Genomic DNA, 13704 nt, shown 5'->3' with positions numbered 1-13704 from the left:
TGAGGCAAACCTTTAAAACTACAGCGCACGATATTTATCTCTCAGTCTTTGTCTAACCCACTCAGCAACTGAGTTCACCGCGAATGTAAAGATAAACAGCAAGAGTGCAGCCAAGAACAGCAAGCGGAAATGAGAACCGCCTACTTCTGATTCTGGTAGCTCAACAGCAATCGTTGCCGATAAGGTTCTCATCCCTTCCAAAATATTCCAGTCAAGAATTGGAGTGTTACCTGTCGCCATCAAGACGATCATGGTTTCGCCAACCGCTCGACCTAGGCCCATCATAACCGCTGAAAAGATACCTGGACTCGCCGTCAATAACACCACATAAATAAGCGTCTGCCACGCCGTCGCACCCAACGCTAATGAGCCATCAGATAAATGTTTAGGTACAGAGAAAATAGCATCTTCAGCAATAGTGAAAATCGTTGGGATGACCGCAAAGCCCATAGCAAAACCAACCACCAGCGCATTGCGTTGGTCAAAGTCGATGCCATAACTCGCTAAGAAAGTACGAATATCACCACCAAACAACAAGGCTTCAATGCTGTTTCCACCAGCAAAGACAGCCACCACCGTAATCACCAATACCGGGATCAATATTAGGGCATGCCAACCGTTAGAGAAACGACTCGTCACCATCTTCGGTAAGCAGAACCAAACTAACCCCGTCAACAATGTACTCAACGGTAATAACACCATTAATGAGAAGACGGCCGTTAAATGCGTTTCGACAATTGGAGCAAACCAAAGCCCGGCCAAGAATCCGATGATCACGGTCGGAAGTGCTTCCATCAGTTCTATCGAAGGCTTCACCACTCTTCGCATGCGTGGAGACATGAAGTATGCGGTGTAAATGGCTCCGAGCACAGCAACCGGCACGGCAAACATCATCGCAAACAGAGCGGCCTTAATGGTACCGAACGTAATGGGTACTAAACTGAATTTCTCTTCAAAGTCATCATTCGCCGAGGTTGATTGCCAAACATATTGTGGCTCAGGGTAGCTTTCGTACCAGACTTTTTGCCAAAGCGATGAGAATGATATTTGCGGGTATTCATTATCGACCTTAGCCACACTGATGGTGCCATCAATCAGCGTCGCCAGATGCAGTTCATTGGCAGACATAGCCGCTAATTGTGGTGATTTATCAAATGCACGCTCGAACAGCGACAGCTTTTCACTGGTCGTATAGTGGCTTTGTAATGTGCCGTTCTTATAGAAGCTATAAAAACCCTTTCTATAAGTATCAGGAAGAATAAATTGCACTTGTTCAGCAAGTTGGAAGTCTCGAATATGGGTCAGGCTACGCTTTTCATCTTTGAGTACATCGAACCATTGAGAAACCTGTCCGTCCTCATGCGTAACCAACAACGAGTATGCGCCAGACAATAAATCGATGCTTTTCACGGAATGCTTCGCATCATTTAAGCTAAGATCAATCACTTCACGAACATCAAAACCGTTATCTGATAGTTTCAAAACAACCAAATCCGATTGTGCTCGTAGGTATAAGGTTTGCCCATCAGGTGTGACAAGCAGTTGCTGCTGCAAGCCCAACTTATCCGATAGCCATTGGCTCTTCTGAAAAACATACTGACCAGTAAGGTCACTCTGATACCACTTAACCAAGACTCGTTGGTCACTTAACTGAGCGACAACCGTAATTCCACGTCCATTTTTAGAGAACGCGAATTTGTCGATCGTTGCCTCATTTGATGACTCATCATTTAAAAACGGTTCAGGGAGAGTGATTTGCTCAATTTTAGGCTCGGCTTCGCTGCCCTTTTTCAGCACAGGCGCACTATACTCAGGATAGAAAAAAGTAAGATTGCTTGCGCTGTCGGCAAAGGCAAACCAATTTTCAGATGGGGTATTTCGAGAAAAGGCGATGGGGTTGGCTACAATATCACGCTCAAAGTAAGAGTGTGTATTTTGAGACTCTAAGTCCCAAAACTGTACCAAGCCAGATTTTTCGATAGTAAATGCATGCTGACCATATTCATCAACCGATAAGACGATAGGCTTTTCTACGGCAACGGTCTTCACGGCTTGGTCTGTCTCTAAACCAGTATCTGAAAATACTGGTAAAATGACCATTGCCAAGTAAACAAAGATCAATACTAGGGCAGCTAGAACACTGACCGCGCCGCATGTCACCGAAAAACGGACGAGACGATCTTTCAACCATCTTTTTTTGTCGCGCTCTTTCAATGAAAATTGGGCTGAAGCCATCTGTTTATCTACCTTTTTTTAGCTACTGACATAATATGTACGTTAGATGACAATTATATTACAAGTTACGTTAAACAACTGAAACTAATAACAAGTTTGTTAGCCATATTTCTTAAAGTAAGATCATAGATTTTGTGCATTTTGCCATTCTAATTTAAAGTAATCAGCTCTATAGCCAGTACTCAAGGATTCTCATCTCGATGGAAAAAGACTATGTCACAAAAGAACTTAGCTGGTTATCCTTCAACGAAAGAGTGCTCCAAGAAGCGGCAGATAAGTCAGTCCCCTTAATCGAAAGAGTTCGTTTTTTAGGTATTTACTCGAAAAACCTCGATGAGTTTTACAAAGTCCGATTTGCTGATGTGAAGCGAAAGATCTTACTTCAAGATCCACAGCTAACCTCCAACTCGCCGAAAAGCCTACTGACTAAAATGCAGAGCAAAGCAAGCAAGCTCGATGCTCAATTCCATGAACTGTATAACGACTTGCTATTGGAATTGGTACGCAATCGTATTTTTCTGGTCAACGAACAACAAATCAGCGAAGAACAAAGTGGCTGGATAAAAAAGTACTTTAAGAAAAAAGTGCTGCCACACTTAACTCCGATTCTCTTGAACGAAGATAGCCAGTTACTTAATATTCTCAAAGATGAACAAAGTTACTTAGCCATCGACATCGAGCGTGATGCATCATCTCAATATGTCTTACTCGAAATCCCATCAGAAGCACTCCCTCGATTTGTTAAGTTACCGGAAACTTCGGGTTCGCAGCGTACAACTTTGATCTTGTTAGATAATATAGTTCGATTTTGTTTGGATGACTTACTTAAAGGATTCTTTGAGTATGACTCATTGCGTTGTTTTGCGATAAAAATGACACGTGATGCCGATTATGATCTGCAAGAGGACAATGAAAATAACCTATTAGAATCGATGTCTTTAGGTTTAGAACAGCGCTTAACGGCACTGCCGATACGTCTGATCTATGAATCTGAAATGCCAACTGAAATGCTCAACTTCTTACAAGTCAGACTTAAACTGTCTGACTATGACAGTGTCATCGCAGGTGGTCGCTATCATAACTTCAAACATTTCTCTGAGTTCCCAAGCCTTAACCGACGTGATTTAGTTAATCGCCCTTTACCCGCGATTAAGTGCGCGCATTTTAGCCACCATCCAAACTATTTTGAAGCGATCAAAGCTCGTGACATCTTGTTGCATTACCCTTATCACACCTTTAATCACATCACTGAGCTCGTGAGGCAGGCTTCCTTTGACCCGAAAGTAACCTCCATAAAAATAAACGTTTACCGTGTTGCAGAAGGCTCCAAACTCCTTAGCTCAATCATCGATGCGGCACACAATGGAAAAAAGGTCACAGTGGTTGTCGAGCTGCAAGCTCGCTTTGATGAACAAGCCAATATTCAGTGGACAAAGAAACTTCAAGAAGCCGGTATAAAAGTCATCCATGGCATCCCAAGTTTGAAAGTCCACTCCAAACTGCTGCTCATTAAACGGAAAGAAGGCAAGCATACGGCGCATTACGCCCATATTGGCACCGGTAACTTTCATGAAGTAACAGCACGCGTGTATACCGATTTTTCTCTGCTCACTGCGAATGAAGATTTGACCCAAGAGGTGAGACAAGTCTTTAAATATATTGAAAACCCTTATCAAAAATCACAGTTCAAACAACTGATTGTGTCACCGAAGAATACAAGAAAACGTCTGTATCAGTTGATAGATAATGAAATACAAAACGCGATGGAGAACAAGCCTGCAAGCATCACTCTAAAACTCAACAACTTGGTCGATCGAGAGATCATTGAAAAGCTCTATCAGGCTAGCCAAGCCAATGTAAAAGTGAGAATGGTCATTCGCGGCATGTGCTCTCTTGTCCCTGGCATACCCAACATCAGTGATCATATTGAGATAGTCAGTGTGGTCGATCGTTTCCTCGAACATCCGAGAGTGATGATATTTGGTAACGCTGGAAAGCCGAAGGTCTATATATCTTCCGCTGACTGGATGACACGAAATTTTGATCACCGCATCGAAGTTGCAGCTCCAATTTTAGATCCAAAGATCAAGCAAACCATTATCGATATCACCGAGTTTCATTTCGATGACAGCAACAAAGCTCGAGTGCTAGACCAAGCGATGAGCAACTCTTACACACAACCACCAGCAAACCTACTTGATTACCCGACGTCACAACTCTCCACTTACCACTATATTAAACGTATGGAGAAACTTGCTCGCAAGAAGTACAAACAAGAGAAGAAATCATGCCGCTAATTGATAACAAACATTCTCGATGTATTGCCGCTATCGACTTGGGTTCGAACAGCTTTCACATGGTGGTTGCCCGAGTATTCGATCAACACCTGCAATTAGTCAGCAGACACAAACAGAAAGTGAGATTAGGTGATGGATTGGATGAACGTAACGTCCTATCTGAAAGCGCTATCGAGCGAGGCCTAGAATGCCTCAAGGTGTTCGCAGAACGACTGGCGGATTTTGAGCTTGATGATGTCAGAGTTGTTGCGACTCATACCCTAAGAAAAGCCAAAAACGCTAAAGACTTCTTAGAGCAAGCCAAGCCACTGTTTCCTTTTCCAATAGAGATCATTTCCGGTCAAGAAGAAGCTCGAATAATCTATAACGGAGCAGAACACACTCAAACCGCTTCTGAATCTAAGTTGGTTATTGATATCGGTGGAGGGAGTACGGAACTCGTCGCCGGACAAGGCTTTACTCCTCTAATTATGCGCAGTTTACCGATGGGATGCGTCAACTTCACTCAACGTTTCTTTGCTGACGAAGGGCTAACTTCGCGACACTTCTCAGATGCTTATACCGCAGCTACTCGTCTATTGATGCCATTGATTGAAGAATACACAAAAGCCCCTTGGGAAATCGCTTTTGGCTCATCTGGTACCACGAAATCAATAAAAGAAGTACTCATTGGCTTAGGGTTCACCGATGGTCTCATTACGCCCCAACGCCTGTCCTATTTAAAGAATCACTTATGTGAGTTTTCATCATCCAACACCGTAAATCTTTCAGGCTTAAGTGATGAGAGAAAGCCTGTGTTTGCTGCAGGCGTCACCATTCTTTCAGCAGCAATGGATACGCTAGACATCAAGGAGTTACATTTTTCTGATGGTGCCCTGAGAGAAGGCGTTCTTTATGACATGGAGGATAGGTTTAAAGATATTGATATTCGAACAAGAACTGCCGAAACGCTCGTCTCTCGATACCATGTAGACGTAACTCATGGCGAGAAAGTGAAAGTGCTCGCTCTTTCATTGCTGAAACAAGTACAGCCTCAAGTGACAACTGCGGTCACTAATGAGCTGTATGATCTGCTTGGTTGGGCTGCAGTACTTCATGAGGTAGGACAAAGCATTGCATTCCAAGGCTATCACCGCCATTCGGCTTATCTGCTTAAGCATACGACAATGCCAGGCTTTAATACTGAGCAACAACGCCTTATATCAGCATTGGTTCGCTATCAAAGAAAAGCGCTCAAACTACAAGATTTGCCGGAACTTTCTCTGTTTACTCAGCAACAAGTCACCCTGCTGATTCGTATATTGAGACTCGCTATCTTACTCAACCGTCAGCGAAATCAAGCACTGGCCCCAGACGTGACTCTAACGATTGAACAACAGGATAACTGGGAATTGAAAGGAACTAACAGCGATTGGTTGGCCCAAAACCAACTGCTTGATTATGAGCTCAGAGAAGAGCAACAACGTTGGAAAAATGCAGAATGGTCGTTGCAGCTAAAATAACGAACAGTCAAAATAAAAACAGCTTGCGACGCGCAAGCTGTTCATACGTTTTTTTCTAAGTTTGTCGTAGCCTGAATTAGAGCCCGACTTTTGCCAATTCTTGCTCTGCGAACTCAGACGGTATCGCTAAATAACCATCTTTTTCTACAAGCTCTTGTCCCTGCTTTGAGAATACAAAAGTAAGGAACTCTCTCTCAACCGGAGAAAGTGGTTTATCCGGATGCTTATTCACATACACATAGAGAAAACGAGATAGAGGGTAATCACCACTCAAGATATTCTCACGCGTAGGCTCAACATAATTAGAGCCGTGCTCTGCAATAGGAATCAGCTTAACACCTGCTACGCGGTAGCCAATGCCCGAGTAGCCAATCCCACTGATGGATGAAGCGACCGACTGAACGACTGAAGCCGAACCAGGTTGCTCATTCACACGATTTTTAAAGTCACCGCCGCACAGTGCATTCTGTTTGAAGTATCCATAAGTCCCCGATACAGAATTGCGACCAAACAGTTGAAATCGATGTTTTGCCCACGGTTGGTCAATGCCCAAATCTTGCCAATTATTTAGCGGCTTAGTCGCTCCGCAACGCAATGTCTCTGAGAATATACTGTCAATCTGGTGAAAGTTGAGCCCTTCAATAGGGTTATCACGATGCACAAAAAGTCCAATCGCATCGATAGCGACTCTCAGTGCTGTCGGCTTATAGCCATGCTCTCTTTCAAACGCTTCGACTTCTCGTAGGCGCATTGGACGACTCATTGGTCCAAGGTGAGCAGTGCCTTCCGTTAAAGCAGGAGGGGCAGTAGAAGAACCAGAAGCTTGAACTTGAGCGTTCACATTCGGGTAGTAAGACTTGAACTCTTCCATCCATAATGTCGTCATACCCGCCAAGGTATCCGAACCAACAGACAATAGGCTCCCTGAAATACCCGGCACCTTAGCGTAATCAGGAAGTGAGTCGACACCCTGCTCGGCATGAACGGGGTTAACCAAAGCAAATGTTAACAACAAGCTTACGGGTAAACGCATCCTGCGAGTCAAAAAATTCATGACACGGTCAATCGATTAGGTAGCGTGAAATGGAATCGGCTACCAACGCCAACTTCACTTTGAATTTCTAAATGTGAGTCATGATGGCTAAGCGCATGCTTCACAATCGCTAACCCAAGACCACTACCACCAGTATCGCGTGAACGCGCTTTATCAACACGGTAAAAACGTTCTGTGAGTCGATGTAAGTGTTGTGGTTCAATACCGTCTCCGGTGTCTGACACATCCAAACACGCGCCTTGACTGGTTTGATACCAACGCACTTTGACCGTTGCACCTGCGGGTGTGTATTTAACCGCGTTATAAACCAAATTCGATATCGCACTTCTCAATTGGTCTTCATCGGCAAGAACTCGTAGGCTCTTATCGATATCAAACTCAAGCTTATGCTCGCGCTCACCGCTAAGGCTCGCCGCTTCTTTCTCAAGAACCTCAAGCATCGCCGGAACGTTCACCACTTCATCGAGCTCATGCATCGGCGCAGCTTCGATTTTTGAAAGTGTTAATAGCTGATTGACCAGACTGTTCATGCGATTCAATTGCTCAGTCATCACACCATGAGCCTTAGGCCACATAGGCCCAACGACCATGTCTGGATCTTCCGTCATTTCAAGGTAGCCCTGAAGTACGGTCATAGGAGTACGTAGCTCGTGAGAAACGTTAGCAAAGAAGTTACGACGCATGCCTTCTAGCTGTTTTAGCTGAGTAACATCACGTACCACCATCAGGTGTTCACCCTCGGTATACGGCACGATACGAAGCTCAAGCATACGTTCCACGTTAAGTGGCGAAGGCATCTCTAACGGTTCTGAAAAATCTTGTTTATTAAGATACTTGATGAAGTCCGGCGTGCGGATCAAGTTAGAAATCGGTTGTCCTGAATCGTCTGGCCAGCGAAACCCAAGTAAGTACTGAGCTAGCTTGTTACACCAAACGATATTCCCTTCTCCACGAAATACCACAACGGCATCGGGAAGCGATTCTGCACCGTTACGGAAACGGCGGATAAGGTTAGTCAGTTCTTTGCGTTTGCGACGCTGTCTCTGCTGCATACGATAAATACCGTTAAACAGAGATTCCCAGTTCCCAGAGCCTGAAGGTGGAGTTAGACGCTTCTCATCCCACAGCCATGCGGACAAACGCATTTGGTTGTGTAGATGCCAGCCGAGCTGCAATACCGTAGCAGCCAGCAGCAACCAAGGTAGGTAACCGAATATCCATCCGACTAAAACCCATGGTGCGTAAAAAAAAGCCAGCTCCCAAGCCAGCTTTTTCCAGGTTAACTTTTCAACCATTCAGGACTCCGTAAACTGGGCAGCGAAGCCACATTAAGCCTTTGTAGAAAAACGGTAGCCAGCGCCACGAACCGTTTGGATTAGCTTATCGTGACCTGCAGACTCAAGCGCTTTACGCAGGCGTCGAATATGTACATCAACCGTTCGGTCTTCAACGTAAACATTGGTACCCCAAACGTTGTTAAGCAGCTGCTCTCGGCTGTACACACGCTCTTGGTGAGTCATAAAGAAATGCAGCATTTTGAACTCTGTTGGTCCCATATCAACTGGACCTTCGCTTGCGGTAACACGATGAGATACTGGGTCTAGCTTAAGACCTTGTACATCAATCACATCTTCTAGTGCAGTAGGCGTTACACGGCGGATAACCGCTTTCAGGCGAGCAACGAGCTCTTTGGGTGAAAATGGCTTGGTGATGTAATCATCAGCACCCACTTCTAAACCACGCACCTTATCTTCTTCTTCGCCACGAGCCGTTAGCATCACCACTGGGATGTTGCGAGTTAACTCTTCACGCTTCATGTGCTTGATAAAGTTTATCCCGCTACCACCAGGTAGCATCCAATCTAGTAATACTAGATCTGGGAAAGGTTCACATAGCTTGTTTACCGCTGTATCGTAATCTTCAGCCTCTACTGCTTGGTAGCCTTTTTGTTCAAGCACGAAGCACAGCATCTCACGAATAGGTGCTTCATCTTCAACGACCAGAATCCTTCTCGACATAATTGAATAGCCTTTGTATTTAATCAACGCATTGCATTATCTGAGTTAATTATGACACTTTTGTGACCTTTGAAAACAAATTTTCATATAACTGTCTCAAACATTTCACTTTATAACTTTTGATACAGAGCTAGGGACAAATCGAATTAGATCTCATATCATGAAGCACTTCTAAAAAGGTATGAGAAAAATTTATGTGGTTTAAAAATTGCCTAGTCTATCGCTTCAACCGTGATATTGATTTCAACGCAGATCAGCTAGAGAAACAACTTGAAGAATTCCGCTTTACTCCTTGTGGTAGCCAAGACAAACAGAAGTTTGGTTGGGTACACGCAATGGGTAGACATGGCGATATGATGACGCACGTATCAGAAAACCGCATTCTTATCTGTGCAAAGAAAGAAGAGAAAATGCTACCCGCTTCTGTGATCAAAGAATCATTGAACGCAAAAGTAGAAACGCTTGAGGCAGAGTCTGGTACCCCTCTGAAAAAGAAAGAGAAAGACAGCCTAAAAGAAGACATCATCATTGATCTACTTCCTCGAGCATTCAGCCGCAGCAACTTCACTTACGCGCTGATCATGCCAAAAGAAGGTTTCATTGTGGTTGATGCGAGCAGCTACAAAAAAGCAGAAGATGTATTAGCATTGCTACGTAAGACAATGGGTAGCCTGCCAGTAGTGCCAGCTATCCCAGAGCAAGCGATCGAAACGACTCTTACAGAATGGGTGAAATCAGGTGATACGCCACAAGGCATCACTATGCTTGATGAAGCAGAACTAAAATCTATTCAAGAAGACGGCGGTATTGTTCGAGTTAAGAAACAAGAACTAGAAGCTGATGAGATTAAAAACCACATCGAAGCCAATAAGATGGTGACGAAACTTCTTATCAACTGGCAAGACCGTATTGAATTCATTCTTGCAGAAGATGGCAGCATCAAACGCCTAAAATTCAGTGATGAGCTCAAAGACGAAAACGACGATATTCCTCGTGAAGATCAAGCTGCGCGTTTTGATGCGGACTTCTCTCTACTTTGTGGTGAGTTCAGTGTTTTCCTTCCAAACCTATTTGAATCATTAGGCGGGTTAACTCACCCTAACGCTTAATCAGTCAAACTATAGGCTCAGGTGCTAACGGTATCTGAGCTTATTTCTCACTAAGTTCTCACTTATATCTGCCTCTAGACCCTCTTGTTAATGTCATTGCTATCTTTAGGGCTATCAACCAAACTCATTTTAGCGTAAAATTTGCGCCCCTTTGATATCACTTGGTGGTATCAACCTGACTTGAGATCAGATTAGAGAACGAAGCAATGACTACACAAAAACCATTTGTACCTGAACTATTATCACCGGCAGGAAGCCTCAAAAACATGCGTTACGCATTCGCCTACGGCGCAGATGCAGTATACGCAGGCCAGCCACGTTACAGCCTTCGTGTTCGTAACAACGAGTTCAATCACGAAAACCTACAAATCGGTATCGATGAAGCTCATGCTCAAGGCAAAAAGTTATATGTTGTATGTAACATTCAGCCGCACAACTCTAAATTAAAAACATTCATTCGCGACCTCAAACCAGTTGTAGACATGGGCCCTGACGCGCTTATCATGTCAGATCCTGGTCTTATCATGATGGTTCGTGAAGCATTCCCTGAAATGCCAATCCATCTTTCTGTTCAAGCAAACGCAGTAAACTGGGCGACCGTTAAGTTCTGGTCAACTCAAGGCGTTGAGCGTGTGATCTTATCTCGTGAGCTATCGCTTGAAGAGATCGAAGAGATTCGCGAACACTGCCCAGAAACAGAGCTAGAGATCTTTGTTCACGGAGCTCTTTGCATGGCTTACTCAGGCCGTTGTCTGCTTTCTGGTTACATGAACAAGCGCGATCCAAACCAAGGTACTTGCACCAACGCTTGCCGCTGGGAATACAAAACAGAAGCAGCGAAAGAAGACGAAAACGGTCAGATCGTTGAAGCAAACCCTACTGGTGTTGCTATTCAAGAAGTAGAAACGCAAGACATTGAAGTTCAAGATGAGCGTCCAGACAACACACTAGGCCTTGGTAAACCAACAGACGAAGTGGTTCTGCTTTCTGAATCACACAAGCCAGAAGAGAAAATGGCAGCGTTTGAAGATGAGCATGGTACTTACATCATGAACTCAAAAGACCTTCGTGCAATCCAACACGTTGAGCGCCTAACGAAGATGGGTGTTCACTCTCTGAAGATTGAAGGTCGTACTAAGTCTTTCTACTACTGTGCACGTACTGCTCAGGTTTACCGTAAAGCTATTGACGATGCAGTGGCAGGCAAACCATTCGATGAAAGCCTAATGGGTACACTAGAGAGCCTAGCTCACCGTGGTTACACTGAAGGCTTCTTACGTCGCCATACACACGATACATACCAAAACTACGAGTACGGTTACTCTATCTCTGACACTCAACAGTTTGTTGGTGAGTTCACAGGTAAGCGCCGTGGTGACCTAGCGGAAGTAGAAGTGAAGAACAAGTTCCTAGTAGGCGACAGCTTAGAAATGATGACACCGAAAGGTAACGTTGTTTTCAAACTAGAAGTTATGGAAAACCGCAAATCTGAAGCGGTCGACGATGCGAAAGGTAACGGTCACTTTGTATTTATTCCTGTACCAGCAGATCTAGATCTAGAGTACGGCTTGCTGATGCGTAACTTGAGCGAAGGCCAAGATACACGTAACGCATCAGGCAAATAATTTTTACTTAAGCGACTTACTTGAGAAGAAAATAATGGCTCTGTTAATTACTGACAAGTGCATAAACTGCGATATGTGTGATCCTGAATGCCCAAATGGTGCAATCACTATGGGCGACAGCATCTTCGAGATCGATCCTGATTTATGTACAGAGTGTAAAGGTCACTATGAAAAGCCAACATGCCAGTCAGTGTGTCCGATTACAAAATGCATCATCACTGACCCAAACCATATTGAAACTGATGACGAGCTACTTGAGAAGTTTGTTATCATTCAAGGCTTGACCTAAAAGAAGAAAGGTTCAACTTAACCATAAGTTGAACCTTTTTTTTCATCCTGATTTTCCGATTGGATAAATATTGCAGAAGAGCTCTTTTTCAAATTGATATTCGAGTCGTTCTCGCCAGTTTATTGATTGAGCTATAGGAACAAGATAAAAGTTTTCCCTGCTGGTATCGGTCACAAATGCCATTCCATACTGCATCAATTCATAGTGAACATCATTTACGAAACTAGGGTCTAAACGTTGTCTGCCTGTTAGCTGATTGATGTCATCTCTTGAAATTGAAATACCCGAGCTTTCAGCGTTGAACCTATGTCTTAACCATTCTGAAAATTCCTTCGCACAAATCATAGTCATAGTCTTATCCTTGAATTATTTATCGACGGGTATCAGACTCTGATTTCGCATACTGCATATAAGCCGCATCTTTCACCCCAAAACACTCAATCCCTGACCAAACCTTGTCAAATTCGCCATCGCCCTTGCTGATACCGTTATTGCTTTTATTAATATCAAACGATGTTCTTAATCTCGTGTTTATAAACTCTAGACAAAAGTGTGATATTTCTCCAGTTTTAGAGTCGACAAAACCAGTGGCAGTACCACTGTAAAAAGCCTCGATGAACAGGATTACTTATTCGATATCAAGGCCAAACACTGACTTGGCATCACTTTAACTTTTTTCTTTTTCTTAGTTTTCGCTACTTTTTTAGGAGGTGGAACTGGAACAGTCTTTGGAGCCCAACTTGCAAGTTCATCTCCACAACCGTCACCTTTAGGAGGGCTCGCTTGAGCTATGCAGTTTGAACTGCCTTCAGGACACTTTAAACGAACGTGGAAGTGGGAGTGGTGTCCCCACCAAGGTCTTATTTTGCCTAACCAAGCTCTATCATTAGCGTCAGAGTTTTCTTGTTCACAAAGGGTTTGCTTGATCACTGGATGAACAAAAATACGCACCACTTTTTCATCTTTCGCCGCATAACGAATAACTTGAAAATGATCATCGGTCCAATTCGATTCACGCAATTTGTAGTTGGTAAGATCCACAACACTCACAGGTTTAGGCACAGCTAATTCGTTCTCTGACAACCTCTTACTGGTTAACCTTAGCCATATATCAATATCTAACCCTGTTTGATGACTTGAATGACCTGAAGAAAAGCGCCCTCCTCTGGGAAGAGAAATATCACCGATCAATAAATTAGTATTGAGCTTCTCGCTGGTCGTGACTCCTAACCTCTCAATAAACTTTATAACTTCTGTATGGCCATAGTAGCGCTCTCTTTGAGGGCGAATGATCTGATACCCCAAACCATTAATAGGCAAAGCCTGCGCGCCGTCTAGACAGCCATTGGCATAGCTTCCAATTGATGAGGGTGAATTTTTAGTAGGGTGACTCTCTTTTTCCCACGAAGTTGCTGATAGAGAAAATGAACAAAAGAATACAACCAGTGCAAAAAAGAACCTCATAATAATCCCAAATTACTGACGCTTACTCATTATATTAGTCGCCATTTAGAATTAGGTGCATATCGTACTTAAGTTTTTGGTGGTAGCTAGTGAATTATACCAATTAAAGTA

At 43.7% G+C, this 13704-nt stretch carries 11 protein-coding genes; 5 read left to right on the top strand and 6 right to left on the bottom strand.

Annotated elements, in window-relative coordinates; translation table 11 throughout:
* Positions 1-18: 18 nt before the first annotated feature.
* Entirely contained in the window at positions 19-2235 is a 2217-nt protein-coding gene (locus tag AB4185_RS20980; RefSeq protein WP_372135887.1) for an ABC transporter permease subunit, read from the bottom strand.
* Positions 2236-2435: 200 nt separating this feature from the next.
* On the opposite strand from AB4185_RS20980, the gene ppk1 reads away from it, so the two are divergent.
* Positions 2436-4532 (top strand): polyphosphate kinase 1, encoded by a 2097-nt coding sequence (gene ppk1, locus AB4185_RS20975; protein WP_372135886.1) that lies wholly within the window; start codon positions 2436-2438, stop codon positions 4530-4532.
* Positions 4523-6034: an exopolyphosphatase gene (gene ppx / locus AB4185_RS20970; RefSeq protein WP_210447367.1), complete on the top strand. Its 1512-nt coding sequence runs from the start codon at positions 4523-4525 to the stop codon at positions 6032-6034. The genes ppk1 and ppx overlap by 10 nt, the downstream gene beginning before the upstream one ends.
* Positions 6035-6110: 76 nt before the next feature.
* Here ppx and AB4185_RS20965 read toward each other — a convergent pair whose 3' ends face one another.
* The 3 genes from AB4185_RS20965 to phoB are packed head-to-tail and all read right to left on the bottom strand — an operon-like array spanning position 6111 to position 9106.
* Entirely contained in the window at positions 6111-7088 is a 978-nt protein-coding gene (locus AB4185_RS20965) for a PstS family phosphate ABC transporter substrate-binding protein (protein WP_372135885.1), read from the bottom strand.
* Positions 7085-8383, bottom strand: coding sequence for a phosphate regulon sensor histidine kinase PhoR (gene phoR, locus AB4185_RS20960; protein WP_372135884.1), 1299 nt, complete (start codon positions 8381-8383; stop codon positions 7085-7087). Before phoR ends, AB4185_RS20965 begins: the two co-directional genes overlap by 4 nt.
* A gap of 33 nt (positions 8384-8416) precedes the next feature.
* On the bottom strand, positions 8417-9106 hold the full coding sequence (phoB, locus tag AB4185_RS20955; RefSeq protein WP_004735064.1) for a phosphate regulon transcriptional regulator PhoB: 690 nt from the start codon (positions 9104-9106) through the stop codon (positions 8417-8419).
* A 194-nt stretch (positions 9107-9300) separates the two neighbouring features.
* On the opposite strand from phoB, the gene rdgC reads away from it, so the two are divergent.
* From rdgC to AB4185_RS20940, 3 genes are all read left to right on the top strand, one after another.
* Positions 9301-10215: a recombination-associated protein RdgC gene (gene rdgC, locus AB4185_RS20950; RefSeq protein ID WP_372135883.1), complete on the top strand. Its 915-nt coding sequence runs from the start codon at positions 9301-9303 to the stop codon at positions 10213-10215.
* A 206-nt stretch (positions 10216-10421) separates the two neighbouring features.
* A complete protein-coding gene (gene yegQ / locus AB4185_RS20945; RefSeq protein ID WP_017062848.1) occupies positions 10422-11840 on the top strand; it encodes a tRNA 5-hydroxyuridine modification protein YegQ in 1419 nt (472 codons plus the stop codon).
* Between the two features lie 34 nt (positions 11841-11874).
* Positions 11875-12129, top strand: a complete 255-nt coding sequence (locus AB4185_RS20940) for a YfhL family 4Fe-4S dicluster ferredoxin (RefSeq protein WP_004735061.1) — start codon at positions 11875-11877, stop codon at positions 12127-12129.
* A gap of 42 nt (positions 12130-12171) precedes the next feature.
* Here the strand turns inward: AB4185_RS20940 and AB4185_RS20935 are convergent, their stop codons facing one another.
* Together AB4185_RS20935 and mepA are read right to left on the bottom strand one after the other, a co-directional pair.
* Positions 12172-12480 (bottom strand): hypothetical protein, encoded by a 309-nt coding sequence (locus AB4185_RS20935; protein ID WP_017062536.1) that lies wholly within the window; start codon positions 12478-12480, stop codon positions 12172-12174.
* A 273-nt stretch (positions 12481-12753) separates the two neighbouring features.
* On the bottom strand, positions 12754-13593 hold the full coding sequence (gene mepA, locus AB4185_RS20930; RefSeq protein ID WP_372135882.1) for a penicillin-insensitive murein endopeptidase: 840 nt from the start codon (positions 13591-13593) through the stop codon (positions 12754-12756).
* Positions 13594-13704 lie beyond the last annotated feature (111 nt).

Origin of the sequence: Vibrio sp. 10N.286.48.F5 (assembly GCF_041469785.1) — a bacterium.
In the GTDB taxonomy this organism is placed as follows: domain Bacteria; phylum Pseudomonadota; class Gammaproteobacteria; order Enterobacterales; family Vibrionaceae; genus Vibrio; species Vibrio crassostreae_C.
Note: the sequence above shows the minus strand (reverse complement) of the source record. Positions and strands in the feature narration are given on the sequence as shown.